At 69.4% G+C, this 25,491-nt stretch carries 25 protein-coding genes and 1 pseudogene; 18 read left to right on the top strand and 8 right to left on the bottom strand.

The features are described from left to right. Window positions 1-10: 10 nt before the first annotated feature. The 4 genes from ACFYO0_RS12945 to ACFYO0_RS12960 all read right to left on the bottom strand — a co-directional run bounded on the left by ACFYO0_RS12945 (window position 11) and on the right by ACFYO0_RS12960 (window position 4,898). The gene (locus ACFYO0_RS12945; RefSeq protein WP_388674141.1) at window positions 11-892 is read right to left on the bottom strand and encodes a carbohydrate ABC transporter permease; all 882 of its coding nucleotides are present in this window, start codon (window positions 890-892) and stop codon (window positions 11-13) included. Window positions 893-914: 22 nt separating this feature from the next. Then, a complete protein-coding gene (locus ACFYO0_RS12950; RefSeq protein ID WP_388674143.1) occupies window positions 915-1,916 on the bottom strand; it encodes a carbohydrate ABC transporter permease in 1,002 nt (333 codons plus the stop codon). A 483-nt stretch (window positions 1,917-2,399) separates the two neighbouring features. After that, window positions 2,400-3,722, bottom strand: coding sequence for a carbohydrate ABC transporter substrate-binding protein (locus ACFYO0_RS12955; protein ID WP_388674145.1), 1,323 nt, complete (start codon window positions 3,720-3,722; stop codon window positions 2,400-2,402). A 156-nt stretch (window positions 3,723-3,878) separates the two neighbouring features. Continuing rightward, complete coding sequence (locus ACFYO0_RS12960) at window positions 3,879-4,898, bottom strand: LacI family DNA-binding transcriptional regulator (protein ID WP_388674147.1); 1,020 nt, start codon at window positions 4,896-4,898, stop codon at window positions 3,879-3,881. Between the two features lie 98 nt (window positions 4,899-4,996). Here ACFYO0_RS12960 and ACFYO0_RS12965 point away from each other — a divergent pair, with 98 nt between their 5' ends. The 3 genes from ACFYO0_RS12965 to ACFYO0_RS12975 all read left to right on the top strand — a co-directional run bounded on the left by ACFYO0_RS12965 (window position 4,997) and on the right by ACFYO0_RS12975 (window position 9,143). Continuing rightward, window positions 4,997-6,829: a glycoside hydrolase family 35 protein gene (locus ACFYO0_RS12965; RefSeq protein ID WP_388674274.1), complete on the top strand. Its 1,833-nt coding sequence runs from the start codon at window positions 4,997-4,999 to the stop codon at window positions 6,827-6,829. 170 nt (window positions 6,830-6,999) lie between these two features. Beyond that, window positions 7,000-8,358 (top strand): alkaline phosphatase PhoX, encoded by a 1,359-nt coding sequence (locus ACFYO0_RS12970; RefSeq protein ID WP_388674149.1) that lies wholly within the window; start codon window positions 7,000-7,002, stop codon window positions 8,356-8,358. 122 nt (window positions 8,359-8,480) lie between these two features. Then, window positions 8,481-9,143 (top strand): protein-L-isoaspartate(D-aspartate) O-methyltransferase, encoded by a 663-nt coding sequence (locus tag ACFYO0_RS12975; protein ID WP_388674151.1) that lies wholly within the window; start codon window positions 8,481-8,483, stop codon window positions 9,141-9,143. A 59-nt stretch (window positions 9,144-9,202) separates the two neighbouring features. Here the strand turns inward: ACFYO0_RS12975 and ACFYO0_RS12980 are convergent, their stop codons facing one another. Further along, complete coding sequence (locus ACFYO0_RS12980) at window positions 9,203-9,832, bottom strand: DUF998 domain-containing protein (protein ID WP_388674153.1); 630 nt, start codon at window positions 9,830-9,832, stop codon at window positions 9,203-9,205. Between the two features lie 78 nt (window positions 9,833-9,910). Continuing rightward, window positions 9,911-10,363: an ATP-binding protein gene (locus ACFYO0_RS12985; protein ID WP_388674155.1), complete on the bottom strand. Its 453-nt coding sequence runs from the start codon at window positions 10,361-10,363 to the stop codon at window positions 9,911-9,913. A gap of 337 nt (window positions 10,364-10,700) precedes the next feature. On the opposite strand from ACFYO0_RS12985, the gene ACFYO0_RS12990 reads away from it, so the two are divergent. The 3 genes from ACFYO0_RS12990 (at window position 10,701) to ACFYO0_RS13000 (ending at window position 12,725) form a co-directional block, all read left to right on the top strand. Continuing rightward, a complete protein-coding gene (locus ACFYO0_RS12990; protein WP_388674157.1) occupies window positions 10,701-11,573 on the top strand; it encodes a helix-turn-helix domain-containing protein in 873 nt (290 codons plus the stop codon). Next, window positions 11,570-11,815, top strand: a complete 246-nt coding sequence (locus ACFYO0_RS12995; RefSeq protein ID WP_388674159.1) for a DUF397 domain-containing protein — start codon at window positions 11,570-11,572, stop codon at window positions 11,813-11,815. Before ACFYO0_RS12990 ends, ACFYO0_RS12995 begins: the two co-directional genes overlap by 4 nt. Window positions 11,816-11,894: 79 nt before the next feature. Then, window positions 11,895-12,725, top strand: coding sequence for an SAM-dependent methyltransferase (locus ACFYO0_RS13000; RefSeq protein ID WP_388674161.1), 831 nt, complete (start codon window positions 11,895-11,897; stop codon window positions 12,723-12,725). A 53-nt stretch (window positions 12,726-12,778) separates the two neighbouring features. Here ACFYO0_RS13000 and paaZ read toward each other — a convergent pair whose 3' ends face one another. Beyond that, on the bottom strand, window positions 12,779-14,338 hold the full coding sequence (gene paaZ / locus ACFYO0_RS13005) for a phenylacetic acid degradation bifunctional protein PaaZ (protein WP_388674163.1): 1,560 nt from the start codon (window positions 14,336-14,338) through the stop codon (window positions 12,779-12,781). A gap of 54 nt (window positions 14,339-14,392) precedes the next feature. Then, entirely contained in the window at window positions 14,393-15,253 is an 861-nt protein-coding gene (locus ACFYO0_RS13010) for a VOC family protein (protein WP_388674165.1), read from the bottom strand. Window positions 15,254-15,334: 81 nt separating this feature from the next. On the opposite strand from ACFYO0_RS13010, the gene ACFYO0_RS13015 reads away from it, so the two are divergent. From ACFYO0_RS13015 to ACFYO0_RS13070, 12 genes and pseudogenes are all read left to right on the top strand, one after another. Beyond that, a complete protein-coding gene (locus tag ACFYO0_RS13015) occupies window positions 15,335-15,928 on the top strand; it encodes a carboxymuconolactone decarboxylase family protein (RefSeq protein ID WP_388674167.1) in 594 nt (197 codons plus the stop codon). Beyond that, on the top strand, window positions 15,925-16,773 hold the full coding sequence (locus ACFYO0_RS13020; protein ID WP_388674169.1) for a fumarylacetoacetate hydrolase family protein: 849 nt from the start codon (window positions 15,925-15,927) through the stop codon (window positions 16,771-16,773). Before ACFYO0_RS13015 ends, ACFYO0_RS13020 begins: the two co-directional genes overlap by 4 nt. Window positions 16,774-16,808: 35 nt before the next feature. After that, complete coding sequence (locus ACFYO0_RS13025) at window positions 16,809-17,351, top strand: MarR family winged helix-turn-helix transcriptional regulator (protein WP_388674171.1); 543 nt, start codon at window positions 16,809-16,811, stop codon at window positions 17,349-17,351. 165 nt (window positions 17,352-17,516) lie between these two features. Then, window positions 17,517-18,047 carry a cupin domain-containing protein gene (locus tag ACFYO0_RS13030; RefSeq protein ID WP_388674173.1) on the top strand — a complete coding sequence of 177 codons (531 nt, stop codon included), beginning with the start codon at window positions 17,517-17,519 and terminating at the stop codon, window positions 18,045-18,047. Then, window positions 18,044-19,270 (top strand): cytochrome P450, encoded by a 1,227-nt coding sequence (locus tag ACFYO0_RS13035; RefSeq protein WP_388674176.1) that lies wholly within the window; start codon window positions 18,044-18,046, stop codon window positions 19,268-19,270. Before ACFYO0_RS13030 ends, ACFYO0_RS13035 begins: the two co-directional genes overlap by 4 nt. Before the next feature lie 60 nt (window positions 19,271-19,330). After that, window positions 19,331-19,654 (top strand): 2Fe-2S iron-sulfur cluster-binding protein, encoded by a 324-nt coding sequence (locus ACFYO0_RS13040; protein ID WP_388674178.1) that lies wholly within the window; start codon window positions 19,331-19,333, stop codon window positions 19,652-19,654. Then, the gene (locus ACFYO0_RS13045) at window positions 19,651-20,892 is read left to right on the top strand and encodes an NAD(P)/FAD-dependent oxidoreductase (protein ID WP_388674180.1); all 1,242 of its coding nucleotides are present in this window, start codon (window positions 19,651-19,653) and stop codon (window positions 20,890-20,892) included. The genes ACFYO0_RS13040 and ACFYO0_RS13045 overlap by 4 nt, the downstream gene beginning before the upstream one ends. Beyond that, the gene (locus ACFYO0_RS13050; protein ID WP_388674182.1) at window positions 20,889-22,397 is read left to right on the top strand and encodes a class I adenylate-forming enzyme family protein; all 1,509 of its coding nucleotides are present in this window, start codon (window positions 20,889-20,891) and stop codon (window positions 22,395-22,397) included. Before ACFYO0_RS13045 ends, ACFYO0_RS13050 begins: the two co-directional genes overlap by 4 nt. 90 nt (window positions 22,398-22,487) lie before the next feature. Continuing rightward, window positions 22,488-23,606, top strand: a complete 1,119-nt coding sequence (locus ACFYO0_RS13055; RefSeq protein ID WP_388674184.1) for an alcohol dehydrogenase catalytic domain-containing protein — start codon at window positions 22,488-22,490, stop codon at window positions 23,604-23,606. Window positions 23,607-23,697: 91 nt separating this feature from the next. Next, entirely contained in the window at window positions 23,698-23,958 is a 261-nt protein-coding gene (locus ACFYO0_RS13060) for a hypothetical protein (RefSeq protein WP_388674186.1), read from the top strand. A 499-nt stretch (window positions 23,959-24,457) separates the two neighbouring features. Next, the gene (locus tag ACFYO0_RS13065) at window positions 24,458-25,219 is read left to right on the top strand and encodes a DeoR/GlpR family DNA-binding transcription regulator (RefSeq protein WP_388674188.1); all 762 of its coding nucleotides are present in this window, start codon (window positions 24,458-24,460) and stop codon (window positions 25,217-25,219) included. Window positions 25,220-25,300: 81 nt separating this feature from the next. Beyond that, a pseudogene (locus ACFYO0_RS13070) lies at window positions 25,301-25,491 on the top strand (sugar ABC transporter substrate-binding protein); the annotation flags it as partial.

The following is a 25,491-nucleotide window of genomic DNA, read 5'->3' on the forward strand; positions in this document are numbered from 1 at the left end:
GGGAGCCGGTTCAGCCCTTAACGCCGCCGGAAGCGATGCCCTCGATGAGCCGACGCTGGATGACCGCGTAGAGGATGAGGACGGGAACGATGACGATGACCATGCCGGCGTAGAGACGCCCGTAGTCGGCCGCCGCCTTCTGCGCGGTGAACAGGTTGAGCAGGCCGACCTGCAGCGTCTTGCCCTCGCCGGGGAGCAGGGTGAGCGCGATGATGAAGTCGTTCCAGTAGGCCAGGAAGTTGAAGAGGATCACGGTGGTGACCGCCGGGCGCGCCATCGGGAGCATGACCTGGGTCATGATCCGGAAGCGGGACGCTCCGTCGATCGCGGCGGCCTCCTCGTACTCGACCGGTATCGACCGGAAGTACGCGGTGAGCAGGTAGATGGTGAACGGGATCGATGTGGCCGCGTAGACGAGCGACAGGACTGAGGGGTTGTCGATGAAGAACCCGCCGGGGAAGACGTCGATGAGCGCGCGGTCCCAGTCGACGAGCATGAGGAAGATCGGTACGACGATGTAGTTGACGTTGACGAAGAGCCCGGCCAGGAGCGCGGTCTCCACAAGACGCCGGCCGCGGAACTCGTACCGGGCGATGACGTAGGCCGCCGGCACGGAGACCACCAGGACGAGCACCAGCCCGAGCACCGTGACGAACACCGACGTCAGGAAGTACTGACCCATGTGCGCGTCGACGAACGCCTCGACGTAGTTGGCGGCGTGCAGGCTCTTCGGCAGCGTCCAGGGGCTGCCGAAGAACTCGCTCTTCTGCTTGAGCGAGGCAAGCAGCACCCAGGCGACCGGGGCCGCGATGGCGAGTGCGATCGCGGCGACAAGGACGTAAGTGAGCGCCCGGCCCGTGCGGGGGCGGGACGACGACTTGATCGTGGTCATGGTGTCCGTCCTCAAGGAGCTCTCAGAACTGGAGGGGCTCGCGTCGCGTCGCCCGGCTCACCAGGAGCGACACGAGGAACGAGAACGCGAAGATGACGACACCGATGGCCATGCCGTAGCCGTACGACGAGTTCGTGTACGCCTGCTTGTACATGTAGCTCAGCAGGACCTCGGATGAGCCGTCGGGCCCGCCGCCGGTCATCGCGCGGACGAGGACGAAGCTGAGGTTGACGGCGCTCATGATGAAGAAGGTCAGTGTGGTGCGGAGGTTCTGCCAGATGAGCGGCAGCGTGATGGCGAAGAACTGCCGGGCGGCGGAGGCCCCGTCGAGTGCACTTGCCTCGTAGAGCTCCTCCGGGATGCTCGACATGCTCGCCATGTAGAGGACCATGTAGTAGCCCAGCGACTGCCAGACCATCGCGATCGCGACGGAGTAGACCACGAGTTTCTGGTTGCCGAGCCAGACTTGTTGCAGGCCGTCGAGCGACAGCAGCCGGAGCGTGCCGTTGAGCAGACCGTTCTTCTGGTCGTACACGGCGGAGAAGATCGCCGCGATCACGACCACCGAGAGCACGTTCGGGATGTAGAGAACGAAGCGGTACAGGTTCCGCGCGCGCAGCCGTTGCCGGGTCATGATCGCGGCGAGGAACAGGCCCATGCCCATCGTCACGACGGTCACCACGACCAGCAGCGCGACCGTGTTCTGGAATGCGCGCACGAACTGCTCGTCGTCGAGGAGGCGGGAGAAGTTGTCGAGCCCGACGAATCGCTTGTCCGGGGAGAACCCGCTCCAGGTGTAGAAGGACATCCGGAACACGTTCATGGTCGGGACGACCATGAAGATCGCGAAAAGCACCAGCGCGGGGAGCAGACAGGCCAGCACGAAGCGGGTGTTGCCGCGCCGCCGGGCCGGGGCCCGGGAACGGCGCCGCGGACTGGCGGCGGACGGCGCCGGTTCGGAGGTGCGGTTCGTCGAGTCTTTGGGTGGGGTAGCGGTGGCAACTGCTCGCCGAGGAACACTCATAAGGTCGCCTTAGCTCGATCGTGTGATGGTCGGCTCGCGGACTTGCGGTGCCCTGGTGCCGCCGGAGTAGCGTCAACAGCGCGATCTGGACGCCGGGTTCGGTGCCAGCGTGCGGGCCCCTGCTCCACCGGAGTGATGGTTCAGGGCCTCCCCGTCGCCACTGGCCGCATCCACACGGCCGGGTCGTGGGGGAATCTGCCCGCCCGGCTCGGACCACGGACACGATCCGTGTCGCCGCCCGGGACGCGAAAGCGGACGACCTGGGGGTACCTCCCACGCCCTTAAGGCAGTGGGGGAGCACCCAAGACCGTTCGGGGCGTGCCAGCGAGCGGACTCACTCCCGCTCACTGTCCAGGAACGGTGGAGAGGGTCGTCATCGTGACGATCCTTGGGCCGTCCGCCGGTCCTGCGTGAGCGAAGGGGCTTTCCCGGGTCGGGGTGGCACCGGCGGACGGCCGCCTGAGCGGGCCGCCGCCGGGAACTTCAGCCGCCCGCCTCGCGCAGCTTCTCGCTCGCGTCGTTCAGCGCGTCCTGCCACTTGTCCTCGGTGGTGTCGCCGCTGATGACGCTGTTCGCGGTGTCGAAGAGCGTGGCCTTGATGTCGACGCCCTCGACGGGCGCGGTGCTCGCGAACCCGCCGACGAGCGGGGCGACCGATGGGTCCTCGTACACCTTGTAGAACGCGGCGTTCTCCTCGGACAGGCTGCTCACAATGCCGTCGATCGGCTGGATCGCGTTCGACTTGGCGAAGGTCTTCGCCGCTTCGTCGGAGTACAGGTAGGCGATGAACTCCTTTGCCGCGTCCTTGTTTTCGGCGGCGCTGGGTATCCAGACCGACTCGACCGACGTCGTGATGTAGCGCTTGCTGCCCGCGGTGACGGCCGGCAGCGGCGTCAGACCCCACTGGAAGCCGTCCACGCGGGGGGCGTCCACCATCTCGCCGACGATCCAGGTTCCGTTCGGCATGAACAGCGCCTTGTTGTCGAGGACGAGCTGCTGGTTCTTGGTGAAATCCTGTTCGTTGGCGTAGCCGACGGTGGCCGGCGCGGCGTAGCTCAGCAGCCGGGTGGTGATGTCGAGAGCCTCCCGGGCGTTCGCCGTCTTCCAGACGTCCTTCTTGTACGTCATGACGTCGGTGTAGAACTGCTCCCCGCCGACGTCGGCGAGGAGTGCGAAGAAGTACGAGTCGAGGTAACCGGCGGTCGGGTAGGTGAAGAGCGGTATGCCCTGCTTCTCGGCCGTGTCGCCGAGCGCGAACATCTCGTCCCAGGTGCCCGGGACCTTCCAGCCCTTCTGCTCGAACAGGCCCTTGTTGAAGAAGAGCCCCGTCGGCGCGTAGTACATCGGCATGAGGTACGTCTGATCCGTGCGGTACGGATTGGTGTTGAGGTTGCCGACGATGCCCTCGATCAACTTGTCCCCCACGGTCGTGTCCTCGCCGGGGACCTGCTCCTTCAGTACCGGTGTGAGGTCCTCAAGGGCCTTGTCCTTGATGAGGGTCTCGGTGAGGGCGGCCTTGCGGCCCTGGCCGAGCACGACGACGTCCGGGTACCGTCCCGCCTTCATGTTCGGGGTGATCTCGTCTTCGATGCTCTTCGAGATCTGCAATTGGACATCGATGTCAGGGTGCGAGGCCTCGTACGCCTTGATGACCTGCGCGTACATGTCCCGGCCATAGCCGCCTTCCAGGGCGGCGACCTTGAGGGTCGTCTTACCGGAGTCCGAGCCACTCCCGCCGGACGAACAGCCGGCGAGCAGTCCGAGCACCGTGACCGCGGCGCCCGCGAGGACTAGCGATCTCCTCATGTGGGTCCTTCCCGTGGACAGTTGCCCACCTTGCTCATGCCGATCCCGGCGTTGTTACGGTGGCACCGATAACATGACGGCCTTACGGTGGCACCGACTGGCACGAAGGCGCAAGGGGCCCACGAGAGGCATTTCTGCGAACGGACGGCCCGAGGCTCAGTGGGAGCGCGGCGGTGCCGTAGAGGCGCGTACCGACAGTGACGCGGTGACGACGGATTCGTCGACGTCGGCGTCGTCGCCCTGCAGCAGCAGGGCGACGGCCGCCGCGCCGTAGCGGTAGAAGTCCTGTCGGACGGTCGTCAGCGGCGGATGACAGTAGGCCGCCAGGGCGATGTCGTCGACGCTCACGATGGACACGTCGTCGGGCACCGACCGGCCGCGCTCGCGCAGGGCGCGGATCACCCCGAAGGCCATCTCGTCGCTGGCGGCGAAGACCGCGGTCACCTCCGGGATCATCGCGATGATCTGCCCCTGCCGGTGTCCCGAGTCCGGCGACCAGTCGCCCTCGAGAGGCGGCGGCGCCTCGATCCCGGCAGCGGCCAGGCACTCCTGCCAGCCCTGCCGCCGCCGGCGCGCCTCGATCCATTCGTCAGGCCCGGAGATGTGCCAGACCTGGCGGTGCCCGAGGTCGAGCAGATGCTGCGTGGCGACACGGCCCGCTTCCTGCTGGTCTATCCCGAGCACCCGGGCGCCCGCCGTCCGCGAACCGTCGAGGGTGACGGTCGGGATGTCGCGGGTGATGTCCTCCATCTTCGGTGTCACGGAGATGAGCGGTACGGCGATGACGAAGCCGTCGACTCCCTGGTCGGCGAGCTTGGACAGGGCCCGCTCCATCAGTCCGGTGTCGAGCGCGGCGATGGTCGCGATGCTCACCGCGTACCCGGCCGCACCGGCGGCTGCCTCGACGCCGGCGGTGACCGCCGAGCGCGAGTAGTACCCGCCGGACGCCAGCAGCACGAGCCCGATGGTGTGGCTGCGCCCGGAGGACAGCGCCCTGGCGGCGCTGTTGAACCGGTAGCCGACCTGGTCCACGGCGGCCAGCACGCGCCGCTTGGTCTCGGGGTTGACGTTCGGCGAGTCGCGGAGCGCGCGCGAGACGGTCTGCGCCGACACCCCTGCGGTCCGGGCCACGTCGCTCATGCTCGGCTGCCTCGGCCTCGCGGTGCCCTCGGTCATGGCGCTCCTCTCCCCCGATGTCCTCGTCCACCAGATCATATCGAAGCCTGTTACGCGTGGCATCGATAACATACGCTCGTACCGTGACTGAGCCCCCCATGACGCACATCTCCCCGGCACACGCCACGACCGATGCGCGGGCCGACGGCGCCACCGGCGCGCTCGGCCGGCGCAAGGGCCGCCTGTACCGGCACGGCGTCCCTCATCGCATCCTGTCCGGGGCACTGCACTACTTCCGCGTCCACCCCGGCCTCTGGCGGGACCGGATCCGCAGGCTCGCCGACCTCGGCCTCAACACGGTCGACACGTACGTGCCGTGGAATTTCCATCAGCCCCGCGAGAACGAGGCGCCACGCTTCGACGGCTGGCGGGATGTCGAGCGGTTCATCCGCACCGTGGGCGAAGAGGGGCTCGACGTCATCGTCCGGCCCGGCCCGTACATCTGCGCGGAGTGGTCCAACGGCGGCCTGCCGAGCTGGCTCACCGGCCGGGACGTCGCCATCCGCAGCTCGGATCCGGGGTTCACGTCCGCCGTCGGCCGCTGGTTCGACGAGCTGGTCCCGCGCATCGCCGCGCTCCAGACCGCCGAAGGCGGGCCGGTCGTGGCGGTACAGGTGGAGAACGAGTTCGGCAGCTTCGGCGACGACCATGCCTACCTGCACTGGAACCGCCAGGCCCTGAGTCAACGGGGCATCCGGGAGCTGCTGTTCACCGCCGACGGCCCCACCGAGCTCATGCTGGACGGCGGAACCCTGCCCGGGACCCTGGCTGCCATCACCCTGGGCTCCCAGCCCGACGCCGCCCGGCAGCTCCTCGCCATTCGGCGACCGGACGAACCGTTCGTGGTGGCCGAGTTCTGGAACGGCTGGTTCGACCACTGGGGCAAGCGGCACCACGTCCGTGGGGTGGACAGCGCGGTCCGTACACTCCGCGGCATCATCGCCGACGGCGGCAGCGTGAGCATCTACATGGCACACGGCGGCACCAACTTCGGCCTCTGGGCAGGCGCCAACGAGCACGAGGGCCGTCTCCAGCCCATAGTGACCAGTTACGACTCCGACGCCCCGATCGCCGAGGACGGCAGCCTCGCCGCCAAGTTCTTCGCCGTACGCGAGGCTCTCGGCGCACGCGGCCCCCTCCGCTCCCCCGAGCGGATGCCGACGCTCCCGCCCACCCGCGTCCCACTCGCCCACCGCGCCGACCTGCTCACCGGCATCCGCGCAGTTCCGGCCCACGTCCCGACCTCGACCGCCCCGCGCCCCGCCTCGTTCGAGCAGCTCGGGCTGGACGCGGGGATGGTCCTGCACACGGCGCACCCGCGCATCCCGGCGGGCGAGCACCGGCTGGTCCTCACCGATGTACGCGACCGGGCGCTGGTCTTCGCCGACGGCGCCCTCCTCGGCGCAGCCGACCCCGACGAGCCGGAACTCCCCATCCACGGAACCGGAGACGCCGTACGCCTGGAGGTCCTCGTCGAGAACCTCGGCCGGGTGAACTACGGCCCGGGCATCGGCGGGCACAAGGGCCTGCTCGGTCCTGTCCTCGTCGACCGGCGCATCGTGCAGGGCTGGGACAGCACGCCGGTCGCGCTGCAGGAGTGGTCGTCAACGGACCTGGCCGCCGCGGTCGCCCCCGGCCCCGCGACCACGCACGCCGGCTTCGCCGTCGCGACGTTCGACGTCGACACGCCCGCGGACACCTTCCTCGCACTGCCGGGATCGAGCCGCGGCCTCGTCTGGATCAACGGCTTCCTGCTCGGCCGCTACTGGGAGATCGGCCCGCAGGTCACCCTCTACTGCCCCGCACCGCTGCTGCGCGCCGGCGAGAACACTGTGACGGTCCTCGAGCTGGAACGGCTCGGCGGAACCCTGGAGTTGCGGAACCGCCCCGAGCTTGGACCGCCGCAGGAGTACGTCGAGGAGTTTGACTGACTGACCGCTGCTCCGGCCTCCGGGAACCGCCCCACCAGCGGAGCGCATGGACGAAAGATCTTCTCCCATCGCTCACTTCCCGTTGGGCAAAGGGCCAGGCCTCTCCTCCTAGGGTGACTCGCGCCGCCCCCTCGTTCGTCGCATCGATTCGTCGCATCGAGAGGACCCCCATGTCAGCCAAGTCCGCCGGAAGACCCACCAGTTCCGGTCCTGAACGACGCACCCTCCTGCGCGGGGCGGCCGTGGCCGCGGCCGCGTCCGTGCCCTTCCAGGCCCTCGCGGCGCGGACGGCGGCAGCCGCGCCGGTCAAGCTCGAATTCGACGCCGGGTACGGCCCGCTGCGCCCGGTGAAGGACCAGGCGACCGGCCTGGAACTGCTTCAGCTGCCGCGCGGGTTCGAGTACATCTCCTACGGCTGGACCAACGACCTCATGGACGACGGGGTGCGCACCCCGGGCTCGCACGACGGCATGGCGGCGTTCCGGTACGACGACAAGCTCCACATCGTCCGCAACCACGAGCGCGGCGCCGGACCCGCCTTCACCGCCCCGGCCTACAACCCCGAGGCCGGCGGCGGGACCACCACCATGGTCTTCGACCCGGACGCCGGCAAGTGGCTGGAGTCCTACGGCAGCCTCGGCGGCACCCTCCGCAACTGTGCCGGCGGTCCCACCCCGTGGAACACCTGGCTCACCTGTGAGGAGACCTTTTCCACGACGGCCGGCAAGCGCCACGGTTACATCTTCGAGGTGGCATCGGAGGGCAAGGGCAACCCCGAGCCGTACAAGGCCATGGGCCGGTTCAACCACGAGGCCATCGCCATCGACCCGGCGACCGGCTACGTCTACGAGACCGAGGACCGTGGCGACGCCTCCCTGTACCGGTTCGTGCCGGCGGTGCGGGGCGACCTGTCCAAGGGCGGCCGGCTGGAGGCCATGCGCATCGGCGCCGCGACGTACGACACCCGCCTCGACGGGGAGAAGGCATACGGCACCGTCTCCTGGGTGCCCGTGGACGACGTCGACCCGGCGACGGACACGGTGCGGCTCCAGGCACAGGCGAACGGCGCCGCCGTCTTCAGCCGCCTCGAGGGCGCCTGGTACGGCAACGACCGCATCTACGTGATCACGACCGACGGCGGCCCGGCCCGCCAGGGGCAGGTCTTCGAACTCGACCCGGCCACCGACGAGTTCCGGGTGCTCTTCGCCTCCCCCGGCGCCGACGTGCTCAACGCCCCGGACAACATGTGCGTCAGCCCTCGCGGAGGCCTGGTGCTCTGCGAGGACGGCGGCGGCACCGAGTACGTCCACGGGCTGACCACGGACGGCGAGATCTTCCGCTTCGCCGTCAACAACGTCGACCTGCGTGGCGGCACCGCGGGCAAGAACGTCCCGGCCGCCGACCACAGGGGATCCGAGTGGGCCGGATCCGTGTTCGATCCGAAGAACGGCAGCTGGCTGTTCGTCAACATCCAGACGCCCGGCATCACGTTCGCGATCACCGGGCCCTGGGCCCAGGGCGCGCTCTGATCCGTCCCTGGAGCGCCGTCTGCCCGCAGGGGTGCCGGGCCGGCTTCAGAACCCGTCCGGCACCCCTCCCCCGGTCGCCCGGCTGCCACGAGCTTCCTAGGCTGAGGTGTGGTGAGCCGCCCATGAACTCCGTACCCAGGGAGCCCGAAGATCTCGTGCGAGCCCTCACAGCCGCCGGGATCAGGGACGAGCGGCTGCTCGAGGCCGTACGGACGACGCCCCGGGCGGAATTCGTTCCGGCCGGTCGGGTGGCCGCCGCCTACCGCGACGAACCCGTTGCGATCGGGGAAGGGCAGGTCACGACTCAGCCGTCGCTGTCCGCCATGATGATCGAGGGCCTTGGCCTGGGCGGGAGCGAGCATGTCCTTGAGATCGGTACCGGTCTCGGCTTCCAGACGGCGCTGCTCGCCCGGCTGGCCGACGACGTGGTCAGCATCGAGATGCGGCCGGACCTCGCCCGCCAGGCGCGCGGCAATCTCGCGCGGCAGCGGGTGCGGAACGTGGACCTGCGGGTCGGCGACGGCAGCGGCGGCGTGCCGGACCGCGCTCCATACGACGCGGTCATCGTGTCGGCCGCGTTCCCGGAGGTACCCGCACCGCTGGTCGCACAGGTGCGGGCGTCCGGCCGCCTGGTGCAGCCGATCGGACGGGGCGGGCATGAGCGGGTTGTGTGCTTCGTGCGCACCGCGTCGGGGCTGGAGCAGCGGCGGATTGTGACCGCGGCCCGCTTCGTCCGGCTTCAGGGACGGTACGGCTTTCCGCAGGACGACGCGGGACCTCCGTGAGGGGGCGGCGGAGACGCCAGGGAACGAAATGCCAGAGAACATGCCGAGTTCCGCGGCGATCACGTCCGCCTGCGGTCATCGTGCGACATCACATCGGTGGCCTGTCGTCTTTCAGCATGGCGGACGCAGGAAGCGACGACCACGAACGGCCAGAGGGACTGGATGGATGTCACCACGCGTTCGGCGACACCCGGGGCACCGTGACGGTGCAATTCGAGCAGGAACCATGCCGCGCCGACCGTCATCAGAGCGGTCGCCGCGAGCGAGGGCGCGGGCCGAAGCCCCCAAGGCATGCCCGTTCTACGATCGGCGGCCAGGACCGGCCACACCGCCAGGAGAGCGAATCCGACCCCGGCAATGAAACCGTGCCGCAGGGCACCCCCACTACTCGGTGCCGGGACCAGTGCAACGCCCAGTGTCGCCGCTCCCCCGCCGGCCAGCGCCACACGGCCGGCGAGTGCGGCCGGGCGCAGTCCCAGGGCGGTCAGCAGGTGGCAGACGCCCAGGGCGAGCAGTCCTGCGGTCATCACCCAGAATCCCGCAGCCCCGTACGCGGCCAGGACACTGATCGTCTGACTGACGGGGTCGTAGGCGGGCCCCTCCAGCACTGCTGCGATCGCCCAGCCTCCGGCCAGCAGGACGGGCGCACACCCCGATGAGAGCACGGCCCAACTAGGAACAAGTCGCATCAGGACACCGTAAAACGCCCATTCACAAAGATACGGTTCCGGCTCCGGCCAGTCCCCCGCTTCACTCCGGGTACGGCGTCACACGCGATCCGAGGCGAAGGCCGCCCACACCGCGTGCCCTCCGGTGAGAGCGGAGCGCTCGGCGCCCCACTCGTGCGCGAAGTGCTCCACGAGTAACAGGCCACGCCCGCCTTCATCCTCCGGGCTCGGGTCGCGTGGGGGCAGGTTCCGCACCGTGAGGTCCTCGTCGTGCACTTCGAGGTGGAGCAGCCCGTCCGCGGTGAGGCCGGCGCAGCAGAGGATCCGGGTACTGGGAGTGTGGCGTATCGCGTTGGTGACCAGCTCGGACAGGATCAGGAGCGCGTCCTGGCGTACCTGCTCGGGCAGTCGCCAGGTGCGCAGCCGCTCACCCATCGCACAACGGGCTTCACCGACGCCGGCCGGGCATGCCTTGAGTTCGAGCCAGTGGACTCTGGCCGGGGTGGTGCCGACCAGGAGCTGGGGGGAGGGAGGGGACGTAAGGGAGGGCACAGTGGTCGCCTTCCGTCGGGGGACGGGTAGTGCGAGAAGCTGAGGGGGGAGCCTCACCGGGGCAGCGCGGAGACCTGCCGGTGCGGCAGCTAGTGCCCGATCCGGCCGCAACGCGCGCCAAGTCCCGGACTGTGTCCCGGACTTGGCGAGGACTGCCGTCGCGGCCGGTGAGATCGGTCATGCTGACACTATGCTTGCCGGTCCGTTCAACCTGCAACCTCCTGCCTGATAATTTCAGGCAGGAGGTATCTGTCTGGCGTCATCACCAAGTCGCTGTCAGACTCACGCAGGTGACACCTGTTCAGCTGCCGGTGACACTCATTCAGGAGGTAAGGCCGTGAGCGAAGCCCGTTCGGGCGCCGGCACCGGCGCTCCCACCGTTCTCCGCATGATCCTCGGCAAGCGGCTGCAGGACCTGCGGCTCGGCGCCGGGGTGACGCTGGACGAGGCGGCCAAGGCCCTGCGTGTGAAGCCCTTGACGATCCGGCGGCTGGAAAAGGCCGAGGTCAGCCTCAAGATCCTGTACGTGGAGCTGCTGCTGCAGACCTACGGGGTCGGCCGGCAGGAGATCGACGAGTTCATCGAGCTGGCCGAACAGGCCAACCGCCCGGGCTGGTGGCACCGCTACCGTGATGTGCTGCCCGGCTGGTTCACCGCCTACGTCAGCCTGGAGAGCGGCGCCAAGACGCTGCGTACCTATGAGCCCCACTACGTCACGGGCGTCCTGCAGACACACACGTACGCCCGGGCCGTCCTGCGCGCCGGCTTCCCCAACGACAGCGACGAGGAACTCGAGCGAAGAGTCGATCTGCGCCTGCGCCGTCAGAGCCTGCTGACGAAGCCGTCGGCGCCGACCCTGTGGGTGGTGATGGAAGAGGCCGTACTGCACCGGGTCGTCGGCGGGCCGGAAGTGATGCGCGAGCAGATCGACGAGCTGCTCGCGGCGGCCGAACTGGACCATGTCAGTCTCGACATCGTGCCGTTCAGCGCGGGCGCGCACACCGGCGCGTTCGCCCCCTTCACCTACTTCCGTTTCGAAGAGCCGGAGCTGCCGGACATCGTCTACACCGAGCTTCTCTCCGGCGCCGTCTACCTCGACCAGCGCTCCGACGTGGTCGCCCACCTCGAGGCGCACAACCGGATGTCCCTGCTGACGTCGACCACCGAGAGCAAGGCTCTCCTGAACCGCATGCGCAAGGAGTACACATGAGCAGCACCGGTACCTACAACGGCATGCCCGCGACGGAGCTCGGTGAGCAGGGCTGGGAGTGCCCGTGGAGCGGTACCAGCGGCGGGCAGTGCGTGGAGACGAAGCGGCTCGCCGACGGCCGGGTGGCCTTTCGGCAGTCGACGGATCCGGCCGGTCCCGCGCTGATCTACACACCGGAGGAGTTCAGCGCGTTCGTCACAGGGATCAAGAACGGGCTGGCCGATCACCTGACGAAGAGCTGAACCAGACCGCAACAAGCCCCCCCCACCTTGCCTGCTGCCACCTGGCCGGCATGCCGAAGCACACCTCTGAAGGGACAAGATGACCTCCCCCCACACCGCGCGGCACATCGACACCAGCAGGCCGCACTCGGCCCGCATGTACGACTACTACCTCGGCGGCAAGGACCACTTCGACGTCGACAAGGAGGCTGCCGAGAGGGTCGCGGCGGCGTATCCCGGCATCTTCGTGTGCGCCAGGGAGAACCGCGCCTTCATGCACCGCGCCACCCGTGTCCTCGCCCGGGAGCACGGCATCCGGCAGTGGCTCGACATAGGCACCGGCATTCCGACCGAGCCCAATCTCCACCAGGTGGCCCAGGCCGTCGTCCCTCAGGCCAGGGTCGTGTACGCCGACAATGACCCCCTCGTCCTGAAGTACGCCGAGACCCTGATGCACAGCGCCCCTGAGGGCCGTACGACCTATATCGAGGCGGACGTCAACGAGCCCGAAACGCTCCTGAACGCCCCCGAGTTGGCGGAAGTCCTGGACCTGACCGAGCCGGTCGCGCTGTCCCTCAACGCCCTGATGCACTTCGTTCCCGATCCCCAGGACCCGTACGGGATCGTCGACCGCCTCATGAGTGCCCTCCCCTCGGGCAGCGCCCTCGCCCTGACCCACTGCACTCCGGACTTCGACCCCACCACGTGGGAGAACGTCACCGAGATCTACACCAGCGCCGGAACCCCCGTGCAGTTCCGCTCCAAAGCCGACGTCTCACGCTTCTTCGACGGACTCGACCTCCTCTCCCCCGGCATCGCCCTCGGCCACCGCTGGCGCCCGGAGGCCGCGGACGGCAGCTCCGAGGGGCCCGCGCCGGAGCCCACGGATGCCGAGGTCAGCCTGTGGACAGGGGTGGGCATCAAGCCGTAGTGCTTGCTGTCCGGGCCTTCGCTCTCGACTGCGAGGACCCTGCAGAGTGACGGTCACACGGGGTCGGCGGGCCGGAGTGCGTCGAGCAGCCGGGGCGAGGCCTGGAGTGCCGTGCGCTGCATCAGGTCCAGAACGCCCCGCGTGCCCGCCATCTCCGAGCCGCCGCCCGCCCGGCCGGGGCCACCATGCCTCAGGGCGGGGAGCGGTGAGCCGTGCCCGGTGGTCTGCGCCATGTTCGCCGAGTCCATCAGGTGCAGCCGTCCGTGCCAGGGAGCGGCGTCCTGGACGAAGGCAAGCGTCCAGGCGAGATCGTCGCTGACGACGGAGGCCGCGAGGCTGCCCCGGCCGCGCGCCACCAGGTCCGTCGCGTGAGCTTTGTCGCGGTACGCCATGACCGTGGCTGCCGGTCCGAACGGCTCGACCTCGTGGGGTGCGGCGGCGTCCGGGTCGGCGGAGATGAGCATGGCGTCCAGGAAGGCCCCTCGCTCGGGGTCGGCGTCGACCACCCGCACCTTGTCCGGGTCGCCGTGGACGAAGCGGCCGGAGTCGGCGATCGCCCGCACGGCCCTGCGTACGTCCTCGCGTTGCTCGAGGCTGACGACCGCGCCCATCCGGACACCCTCCGCGGCTGGGTTGCCGATGCTCACTCCGGCCAGTTCGGCCGAGATCGCGTCGAGCGTGCCGCGTTCGTGCTCCTGTGGGACGAGCACGCGGCGGATCGCGGTGCACTTCTGGCCGGCCTTGACCGTCATCTCGGTCACGACCTCGCGGACGAAGGCCTCGAAGAGGGGTGACCCGGGCCGTACATCCGGGGCCAGGACGATGGCGTTCACGGAGTCGGCCTCCGCGTTGAACCGGACGGAGCGGGCGACCAGGTTCGGCTGCGTGCGCAGTGTCTCGGCGGTGGCGGCGGAGCCGGTGAAGGACAGCACGTCCTGCTCCAGGAGCAGGTCGAGTGCGGGCCGGACCGAGCCCACGATCATCTGCAGGGCGCCGGGCGGCAGGGCTCCGGCCTCGGTGACGATCCGAACGAGGTGCTCGGTGAGGTACGCGGTGGGCGTGGCCGGCTTCACGACGCTGGGCATACCGGCCAGCACCGCCTGGGCCAGCTTCTCCAGCGGGGCCCACACGGGGAAGTTGAAGGCGTTCACCTGAAGCATCAGGCCCGGGGAGGGGGTGCAGAGGTGGACGCCGAGGAAGTCGTCGCCGCGTGCGAGGCGTTCGGCGGAGCCCTCGACCAGGTACGGCGCGTCCGGCAGTTCGCGGCGCGCGCGGGTGGCGTAGTCGCGCAGGACGCGGATGCCGCCGTCGACGTCGTACCGGGCGTCGAACAGGGTCGCTCCGGCGCGGGCCGACAGCGCGTACAGCTCCTCGCGGCGGGCACGGACAGCCGAGGCGAGCGCGTCCAGAAGGTCGGCCCGCTGATGGAAGGTGAGGACGCGCAACGCGGGGCCGCCGACACCGCGGGCATGGTCGAACGCTCCGGCGAGGTCGAGGCCTTGCGAGGAGACGCGGCAGACCAGGTCACCGGTGATCGCGTCGCGTACCTCGGCCGCCGACGCGTCCGTGGCCGTGGGGGTGACCCAGGTGTCCTGAAGATGGCTCTGGAGCATGGATACGGCTGCTTTCGTCGGAGAGGGCTGCAGGGGAACGTACGACATGGTCCGTCACCCGACGGGGTGGTGCCCCCAGATGTCGGCGGTGTACACGCGGCTGACCCAGGTGCTCTCGTCCACCTGCACGCCGCCCGCGCCGATCTCGATGCCGAAGCCGGCGGGCGAGGTCATGTAGAAGGAGAACATTCCGTCGTTGGCGTGTTTGCCGAGTGTCGCCATGAGTTCGACGTCGTGCTCGCGCGTGCGGTCGAGGGCGCGGCCGACCTCCTCCGGGGTGGTCACCTCGCACAGGATGTGGTGGGTTCCCTCGTTCTTGTACGACCTGATGAAGGCGACGCTGTGATGCCGCGGGTTGCAGCCGAGGAAGTGGAACGTGCCCCAGGGGTAGTCGGCGGTGTCGCTGAGCCGGAATCCCAGGACGTCGCAGTAGAAGTCGACCGCCTCCTGCACGTGCGGTGTCTTCATCACTACGTGCCCGAGGCCCTGTTCGCCGGTCACGAAGTCGACGCCGAGCGGTGAGACGAACTGGCTGGGGGCGAGGCGGCGGCCGCAGAACAGCTCGGTGCGGATGCCGAGCGGGCCGGTGAAGTGCACCATCCGGGCCACCTGGCGGTCGTGGCACTCCTCGTCCGTGCCGACAGCCACGTCGATGCCGGCCTCCTTGAGCCGCACCGTCATCTCGTCGATCGCGGCCCCGTCCCGGACTTCCCAGCCGATGACCGTCACGCCGCCCGTCGGAGCCTCGGTGAGCCACATACGGAAGGGGTGCTGGTCCATGCGCAGGCGATAGCACACCTGCCCCTCGGGGTCGGCGGGTTCGACCGCGAGGCCTATTACTGTCCGGGCGTACTCCGCCCATGCTGTCGGGTCGGGCGTGCCGATGCCCACGTACCCAAGGCTCTGGATCGTCATGACGACGACAATATTTGTCAGACTCTTGACGGTCAAGGGTCGTACGAATACGTTGACGCCATCGAGCCGAGGAGGACTCCGATGCCGGGAGATGTGCCCGAGAAAGCCCGCGTACGGCCGGTCGACGAGGCCGACCTGCAGGAGAAGACGCTGGCGGCACTGGCGCCGTACCGCGATCACAACGGCCGGATCTACACGATCTGGGCAACCTTGGCGCACCACGAGGACGCGTTGCGCCGCTTCCTCGTCTTCGGCAACCACGTGCTGGGCAAGAACACCTTGCCGCTGGCCTCCCGTGAGCTGATGATCCTGCGGATCGCGGCCCGTGCGCAGGCGGCGTACGAGTGGGATCAGCACGTCAGGATCGCCCGCCGGGCGGGCCTGGCCGACGAGTCGATCATCGCCGCGGCGACCGGCGCATGGAACGGCCTCGACGCACTCGACCAGGAGCTGCTCGCCGCCACGGACTCGCTCGTCGACCGCCAGTCCGTGGACGACGAACTGTGGGGCCGACTCGAAGCGCACCTGAGCATCGAGCAGATCATCGACGTCCTCTACACCGTCGGCCAGTACCTGACCATCGCCACCGTCATCAACACGCTCGGCGTGCAGACGGAGGGCGACCTCACGCTCCCCCTCCCCCAGCTCTCCGACCAGAAGGAAGTACCCGCATGAAGCTCGCCAACCTCGCCGGCCGCCCCGTCGCCGTGCGCGGGGACCGCGCCCTCGACATCGCGGACGCCGGCAAGGGAGCGATCGAGCCGCGCCTCGAGGTCCTCTCCGACCTCTCGCTCCACGACGAGCTGCGCACTCTCGCCGCGCGTGCCGCGGACGCCGACTGGAAGCCGTTCGACCCGCAGGACCTGGGCCGGGTCGCGAAGCCGTACAAGGCGATCGGGGTAGCTCTCAACTACCGTGCGCACGCCGAGGAGTCCAACCTGCCGGTCCCGGACGAGCCGTCGGTGTTCGCCAAGTTCGCCTCGTCGGTCGTCGGCCCGTACGACTCCGTCGTGGTGGAGCCGCAGTACGACAAGGTCGACTACGAAGCCGAGCTCGTGGTGGTCATGGGGAAGACCGGCAAGAACATCCCCGAGGCCGACGCCTGGTCGTACGTGGCGGGTGTCACCGCGGGTCAGGACATCAGTGACCGCAAGGAGCAGTGGCGCAAGCCGATCAACCAGTTCACGCTGCCGAAGTCGTACGACACCTTCAGCCCGATCGGCCCGTACCTGGTGACCGTCGACGAGTTCGAGGACCCGGACGACATCGAGGTGGCCGGCTGGGTCGACGACCTCGAGGTGCAGCGGGGCCGCACCTCGGATCTCATCTTCAGCGTGCCCGAGCTGATCGCCTGGCTGTCGAAGCGGGTGACGTTCGAACCGGGCGACCTCATCTTCACCGGCACCCCGGCCGGCTGCGGTGTCCGCCGCACCCCTCGGCTGTACCTCACCGAAGGTAAGGTCCTGCGGACCGAGGTCACGGGCGTGGGCACTATGGTCAATCCGATCGTCGCGGGCTGACACCAGTCCGGCCGTACGAGGAAGGGTGGGAGATCGTGACGGACACCACGCGTGAACCGGACACCACGAATGTGCAGCGGACCCGTGAGTTCGCGGAGCTGCTGCGCCATCACCACCGAGAGCTGGGGACGACCGACCCCAGGGATCTCGACGCGATCGAGATGGTCACCGACCTCACCCGCCTCGAAGCCCGGCTCACCAAGGACTTCGAACGGCACGTACACCGGCCGCTGGGCCTGACCTGGGCGGGCTTCAGGATCCTCAACGCCCTGTGGACCTACGACGGACTCGCCCAGCAGGACATCGGCCGGGTCTCCGGCTCCACGCGCGCCAGTATCTCCAGCGCGCTGGCGACCTTGGAGAAGAGCGGTCTCGTCACCCGCCGACGGGTCGCGACCGACCGCCGCCAGCTGATCGTCGAGCTCACGGAAGAGGGCCGCGAGACGCTGCGGAAGGCCATCGAGGCCCAGACCCTTCGCGAGCGGGCATGGACCGCCGTCCTGCGCGACGACCAGCTCAGTGAGCTGGTTCACCTGCTGCGAACTCTGGTCAACCAGGACACCCCGGCCGCAGACTGACCGCGCCCACACTGACCGCTCACACCCGATCCCCCACATAGTGACCGCTCGCGGACGCGGAGAGGCGTCGGCGACGGCCTCGCCGTAGGCGGCGACCTCACAAATATCGTCAGGATTCTGACTGTCAAACCCCAGTTGTCGAAGTGCTTCTCAAAGGAGAGAACCATGGCCCGTCGTGTCGTCACCGGTGTCAGCGCCAGCAGCAAGCCCGTGATCGTCAGTGACGGCGAGCCGCCGCGCACCCATCAGTGCGTCCACACCCCGGGCCACGCCAGGGCCCTGGTGTGGAACACGACGGCGCCCGCCACCCCGTCGGCCGACCCGACGGCATCGTTGAAGTCCTTCGTGCCCGCTCCCGGCGAGACGATTGCCCTGACCGTCACCTTCCCGCCGAGCAGCGTGTACGCCGCCCCCGGCTTCGACCCCGCCGCCGCGGCGGCCGAGCAGCTGGCGACCTCCCCCGGACTCGCCGAACTCTTCGAGCCCGACAACCCCGGTATGCACACCACACCCACCGTCGACTACGGCGTGGTCCTGTCCGGCGAGATCGTCCTCGACCTGGACGGCGGCGAGACGGCGGTCCTGGGGCCCGGCGACATAGTCGTGCAGAACGGCACCCGCCACGCCTGGCGCGTCACCGGCACGGAGCCCGCCACAATGTTCTTCGTCCTGATCGGCGCGGACGGCACCCCATGAACGCCGTCACCACCGCGGCCCCCGGCGCCCCGGTCGTCGAGCTCGACCTCGCCGAGCTGCGCCACGACCCGTACCCCGCCTACGCCGAGCTGCGCCGCACCGCCCCGCTGGCCTGGGTGCCCTCGGTCGGACGGCACCTGCTGACCCGGTACGACGACATCGTCCACGCGGAGAAGCTGCCCGAGGTGTTCAGCTCCCGCGAGGAGGGCTCGCTGCTCCTGCGCACCGTAGGACCCAACATGCTCCGCGAGGACGACCCTGAGCACCGGCGGCTGCGGTCCGCCGCCGAGCCGCCCACTCGCCCCCGGCAGGTCCGCGACCTGTGGGCCGGGTCCTTCGAGCGCACCGCGCACGAGCTGCTCGACCGGATCGCCGGACGCGGCGAGGCCGACCTGATCCGCGACTTCGCGGAACCGCTGGTCGCCGCCAACCTGGCCCTGGTCCTCGGCCTGCGCAACACGACCGCCGACGACATCGCCGCCTGGTCGCGGGCGATGATGGACGGCAACAGCAACTACGCCGACGATCGAGACATCTGGCTCCGCGCCGAGCAGGCAACCCGGGCCATCGAGGAAGCAGTGGCCGAGATCGCCGAAGCGGTCCGCCGCGAGCCCGACGGCTCGGTGATCTCCTCCATGGTCCACGCGGCCGAGCCGGTGGAACTCGCCGAGATCCAGAACAACGTCAAGGTCATCATCGGCGGGGGCGTCAACGAGCCGCGTGACGTCTTCGGCGTGGGCGCCTGGGCGCTGCTGCAACGTCCCGAGGTGCTGGACCGGGTGCAGGCGGACCCGGCGATGTGGAAGCGCGTCTTCGAGGAGACGGCCCGCTGGATCTCGCCGATCGGCATGTACCCGCGACAGCTCACCCAGGACTACGAGATCGCCGGCGTCACCCTGCCCGCAGGGAGCCGCGTCGCGCTGGTGATCGCCTCGGGGAACCGGGACGAGTCGGTCTTCGAACGGGCCGACGAGTTCGACGTCGACCGTCCCCACCGGCCGCACCTCGCCTTCGGCGGCGGTCCACACTTCTGCATGGGCGCGTGGGTCGCGCGCCACGAGGTCAGCGCGCTCGCCTGGCCCCTCGTCTTCGGCCGCCTCAAGGGACTCCGCCTCGCCGGCAGCGCGACAGCATCCAGCAGCCGCTCCGCCGCGGGCCGCCTGGAGGGCTGGGTGTTCCGGGGACTCACCTCGCTGAACGTCACCTGGCAGGCCTCCGCCTGAGCCCGGCAAACCCCGCCTGAATCTGGCAGCCCCCTGAGCCGTCCCCATCGGGAGGACTTCATGCCCATCGTCATCTTCGAGTTGCCCGACGGCACCCAACGCAAGGTCAACGCCGAGTCCGGGACGGTGCTCATGCGGGCGGCCGTGTCCAACGGCGTCGACGGCATCGTCGCGGAGTGCGGCGGAAACGCCTCCTGCGCCACCTGCCACGTCTACGTCGACGACCGGCACGGCGACCTTGTGGGACCGCCGAACGACGTCGAGGACGAGATGCTGGACTTCACCGCCGCCGAACGCCGGCCCACCAGCCGGCTGAGCTGCCAGGTCCAGATCTCCGACGCGCTCGATGGGCTGGTCGTCCACGTTCCGGAGGAGCAGGTATGAGCGGCACGAAGACGGCGCGCGTGATCGTCGTCGGCGGAGGTCAGGCCGGCTTCAGCGTCGCCTCGACACTGCGCGGTGCGGGGTACGAGGGTCCGGTCACCGTCTTCGCCGACGAGCGCCATCTTCCGTACGAGCGGCCGCCGTTGTCCAAGAAGGCGCACACGCACTCCGTCCGTGTCGAGTTGGTGCCGCTGTCCTTCTACCAGGAGCGCGACATCGAGCTGCGGCTCGGCGAGGACGTGGTCGCGATCGACACCGCCGCCTGCGCTGTGGTCACGGGAACGGGCACCCGCGTCTCGTACGACCACCTCGTCCTGGCCACCGGCGCGCGCAACCGCCCGCTGCCCGTCCCCGGCGCCGAGCTGACCGGAGTCCACGCGCTGCGCTCGCTCGACGACGCCCTGGCCATCGGCCGGGGGCTGACGACGGCCCGTGACGTGGTCGTCGTGGGCGGAGGGTTCATCGGGCTGGAACTCGCCCAGGTCGCCAGGGCACGCGGGGCGCGCGTGACGGTGGTCGAGCTGGCCGACCGGCTGCTGAGCCGGGCTGTCTCGCCGCAGTTGCAGGAGCGTCTGCGCGAGAGACACGAGCGCGGCGGCGTACGGATCCTCACCGGAACGGCCGTGCAGGCGATCGAGGGCACGGACCACGTGCGACAGGTCGTCACCGACAGCGGCGCGCTCCCTGCCGACCTCGTCGTCTACGGCATCGGAGCCGCCCCCAGGGACGAGCTGGCCCGGGATGCCGGTCTGGCTGTGGAGGACGGCGTGATCGTGGACGAGCAGCTGCGCTCGGTCACCGATCCCCGGATCTCCGCCGTGGGCGACTGCGCCCGGCATCCCCATCCCCATGCGGACGGGCTGGTCCGCCTGGAGTCCGTGCAGAACGCCACGGACCAGGGAGCGTTGGTCGGCCGTCGTATCGCCGGGTCCCCGAGTCCGTACGAGAGCCTGCCGTGGTTCTGGAGCGACCAGGGCGACATCAAACTACAGATCGCGGGGCTGCGCGCGAACACCGATGACGTGCGTCTGGTGGCGGGCGATTCTCCGGAGCGGCTGGCCGCGTACGCGTTCCGCGACGACCGGCTGGTGGCCGTCGAGACGTTGAACTGGCCCGCGGAACACCTGGCCGCCCGCCGGGTGCTGGAGCGGAGCCGGCCGGTCTGTGCGGCCGATCTCGCGGGTTCGACGCTCGGCGCGCTCGTCCGCGCCCGACGTGCCGCGGAGGTGCGGGCATGACCGGAACATCCGCGGACATCTGGTTCGGCGCCCATCTCGTGGCGAGCGCGGCCGAGGTCGGCTCCCGGCTAGCCCTGGTCTTCACCGACCGGACCTGGACCTATGCCGAGCTGGACCTGGCCATCCGGCGCACCGTCGCCCGTCTCGACAAGTTCGGCGTGCGCAAGGGCGATCGCGTCGTGCTGCAGGGGGCGGCGCGGCCCGAGGCCCTGATCACGCTGTTCGCGGTGACGAGGATGGGGGCCGTCCCCGTACCCGTCCATCCTCAGGTGGCCGGCGGCGAGTTGGCCGTCGTCTGCGAGGAGACGGCGCCGCGTACGGTCATCGGCGACGAACGGTTCCTGAGCGCCCGCCCTGCCGGTGGCGGTGGCGGTGGTACGAGCTTCCGCCTGACGTGGGAGCAGCTGCACCCCGGCGACGAGCCGTCCGCGCCCGCCTCGGAAGGCCTGAAGCCGCCGGCCGGCTCCGACGTCGCGGTCATCGCGTTCACCTCTGGAACCTCCGGCCGCCCCAAGGGCGTAGCGCTGACGCACGCCAACCTGTACTGGAGCATGGTCAACGGACTGTCGCGGCTCCCCGTGGGCGAGGACGACACCGCCCTTGTCTCCACGCCCCTGGCCCACGTCGCCGTTCTGGGCGGGCTGCCTCAGTACACCTGGGCGCGTCGCGGGACAGTGGTGCTGGCCCCGAAGTTCGACCCGGACCTGTTCTTCGACCTCGTACGCGACCACCGGGTCACCTGCGCCTTCGCCGTACCCGCCATGGCCGCCCTGCTGGCCCGCCATCCTCGCTTCACAAGCGGCGACCTGGACACCTTGCGGTGGATCCTCTCCGGCGGGGCACCGGCCCAGACGGCGATCAGGGCACAGCTGAACGAGCGCGGCGTCGGAGTGGCCGACTCCTACGGCCTTACGGAGACCAGCGCCGGCGTGACGTACTCCGCGCCCGACGCGAACGCGGAACCGGCCACCGTGGCGGGACGTCCCGTGCCGCATGTCGAGCTCCTGGTCGTGGACGAGGCGGGATCGACCGCCCCGGCCGGCGCGGTCGGCGAGATCTGGGTGCGCGGACCGTCGGTCGCGTCGTCCTACTGGACCGCCTCCGGGCCGCGGCCCGCCACCGACGCCGACGGCTGGTTCCACACCGGGGACAGGGGCCGGACCGACGCCGAGGGCCGGATCGAAGTCGTCGGCCGGGTCAAGGACACCATCATCACCGGCGGCGAGAACGTCGACCCCGCCGAGGTCGAGAACGCGCTGATCGACCTGCCGGGCGTCGTCGAGGTCGCGGTGTCCGGGACGCCGGATCCGGTCTGGGGCGAGATCGTGACCGCCTTCCTGGTAGCCGACAGCGGTGAACCGTCCCTGGACGACATACGCGCCCACCTCGACGGCCGGCTGGCCCGGCACAAGTGGCCGCGGCGACTGCGCGTCGTACCGGCGCTGCCCCGAGGAGCGACCGGGAAGCTCCAGCGGCAGCGGCTGACGACGCTGGCCGACGACTGACCCACTCCCCACAACTCCCACCACTCCCACAACTCGCAGAGACGACACCGCAGTTGGCGCCGTCTTTCCACCCATACCCGAGGAGACGTCATGAGTGCGACCATGCGAGCCGCCCGGATGCACCACGTCGGCGAGCCCATGAAGATCGAGGAACTCCCCGTTCCCGAGCCGGGCCCCGGCGACGTCCGCGTGGCCGTGCACGCCGTCAACATCGTTCCGAACCTCGCCAACATCCTGAACATGTGGACCACTTGGTTCCCGCACAGCCCCCTGCCGACCCTTCCGGCGATCTTCGGCCTTGACCCGGCGGGCGTGGTCGAGGCGGTCGGCGAGGGTGTCCAGGGATGGGAGGTCGGCGACCGGGTGTACGTCAACCCGGGCCGGAGCTGCGGGGCTTGTCGCTCGTGCCGCAACAACGACTCGATCAACTGCGCCAGTTACGCCTTCGCCGGATATTTCGGCTTTTCGTCGACCGCGATCGACCTGCTGGACCGGTACCAGGGCGGCCTCGCCGAGCACATGGTGGCACCGGCGTACGCACTGGTGAAGCTGCCGGACAACCTTTCCTTCGAGGCCGCCGCCCGCTTCGGCTACCTCGGCACCATGTACTCCGCCCTCCGCAAGGCCGGCGCCGGGCCGGGGAAGACGGTCCTGATCAACGGCATCAGCGGCACTCTGGGCATCGGGGCGGCCCTCCTCGCCCCCGCCTTCGGCCTGACGCACGTCTACGGCACCGGACGCGACCGGCAACTGCTCGACCAGGTCGGCAAGGTGGCGAACGGCCGCCTGCATCTGCACTCCCTGAACGACGGACCGCTCGACGAGTGGATACGTGAGGAAACCGACGGCTATGGCGCCGACATCTACATCGACGCGCTCGGCCCGGGTGCACCGCACGAGACGTTCCTGGCCGGGATGCGGGCGATGGCGCGCGGCGGCATCGCGGTGAACATCGGCGCCATGGCTGGTGACCTGCCTGTCGACATCCACCGGATGATGGACCAGCAGCTGCGGCTGATCGGATCCGCCTGGTTCACCTCCGGAGAGGGCCAGGCGATGGCCGACCTGGTGGAGGCCGGCGTGATCGACCTCAGTCCCCTGGAGCACCACGTGTACCCGCTGGAACAGGTCAACGAGGTCATCAGTGGGATCGCTCAACGCAACGGCGGCTTCAGCAACTTCATCATCAGCCCGACGGCCACGTCGTAAGCAACCCGACGGCCACTGTGGAACCGGGCCGCCGGCCACTCCCCCAGCCGGCGGCCCCCTTCCCCTCCCCTTCCGACCCCTGGAGACCTTGATGCGCGCTCAGCACGCCGCGCGCCCCGCCGACCCCCTCGACCTCGTGGAACTCGACAGCCTGCTGACCCCGGACGAGCGGGCGGTACGCGACGCCGTCCGCACCTTCTGCGACCCCGGCGCGTCGAGCCGCACATCGCCGAGTGGTTCGAGCGGGGGTCGGTCGAGGACATCCGCGGGCTCACCAAGGAAACTCGGTCAACTCGGCCTGCTGGGCATCGGCACGATGCTGCTGGGTTCGATGGCGCCTGCCCCTTCATGACACTCCTCGGGGCGGACTCCGCCCAGCTCAAGTTCCAGGACTCGTTGCAACACCCCAGTTCAGCCGATGCGCTGCTCTGCCCACCGACCCGGTTGCACATCCACCGAGGCCCGCTGCGTCCCTGACGCGCAGCGGGCCGCACTCATTTCCGTGCCCCCGCCGCTGCGCCGCCGCATCAGCCGACCCCGCGGGTGGCCGGATGTTTGCCACGGATCCCGCCGGGTGTCCGGATCCGTTCGGAAGAACGGGCAGCAAACGGGCACACACCCGCCGTCGAGCGGGCAGCAGCCTCCCGCCCGGCGGAACCCTCCACCGCATCATCCAGGGGCTCCGCACTCCGAAATACGGGCACATTCGGTCATCAACTGCATTACGACGAACCTGGTCAGTAGGGGCATTCCCCTTGTAGAAATTGGGCCACCAGAGCCCGATCGGGCCGGGCTCCGGGAAACAGCCGCCGCGGGTAGAGCGCCCAGAGCCGTGAAACGGAGGTGTCGCCGTGGACGCCGAGGAACGAAGACGCGGAATTCTGGAAACGGCACGCCGTTCCGGATCCGTGGACGTCGGCAAACTCGCCGCCGAACTCGGGGTCTCCAAGGAGACCGTGAGGCGCGATCTGAACCTGCTGGAGTCGCAAGGGCTGGTCCGGCGTACGCACGGCGGTGCCCATCCCGTGGAGAGCGCGGGCTTCGAGACCACGCTCGCCTTCCGTACAACCGAGCACGTCCCCGAGAAGTCCCGGATCGCGGCCGCCGCAGCCGCGCTGCTCGGAGACGCCGAGACCGTCTACATCGACGAGGGCTACACCCCGCAGCTCATCGCCGCCGCCCTCCCCCGCGAGCGACCACTGACCGTGGTCACCTCCTCGCTGGCCACCGCATCGGACCTGGCCTCCGCCCGGAACATCACCGTGCTGCTGCTCGGCGGCAGGGTGCGTGGCGGGACGCTGGCCACGGTCGACCACTGGGCGACCCGCATGCTCTCCGACTTCACCATCGACCTGGCGTACGTCGGCGCGAACGGCATCTCCCGCGCATACGGACTCACCACCCCAGATCCTGCCGTCAGCGAGGTGAAGGCCCAGGTGATGCGGGTCGCCAAACGCCGGGTCTTCTCCGGTGTCCATGCGAAGTTCGGCGCCATGAGCTTCTGCCGATTCGCTGACGTGACGGATCTTGAAGCCATCGTCACCGACACGGGGCTGCACAGTTCCGAGGCCCACCGATACGCACTGCTGGGTCCCCAGGTCATCCAGGCCTGAGCCGCAGTTCGTCTCCCCATTCCACCCCGTAAGGCCGGGGGTCCTGGTTCCCCATGCCCTCGAACACTCCTGGAGTCAGTCATGCGCACACGAAGAATGATCCATGTCATCGCCACGGCCACGGCCGCAGGCTCACTGCTGGTCGCCTGTAGCGGGGCGGGCGGCTCCTCGAGCTCCGGTGACGGCGAGAGCATCAATGTGCTGATGGTCGGTAATCCGCAGATGGAGGACATCGCGAAGCTGACGAAGAGCACGTTCACGAAGGACACCGG

This window comes from Streptomyces sp. NPDC006365, from assembly GCF_042870755.1.
In the GTDB taxonomy this organism is placed as follows: Bacteria; Actinomycetota; Actinomycetes; order Streptomycetales; family Streptomycetaceae; genus Streptomyces; species Streptomyces xiangluensis.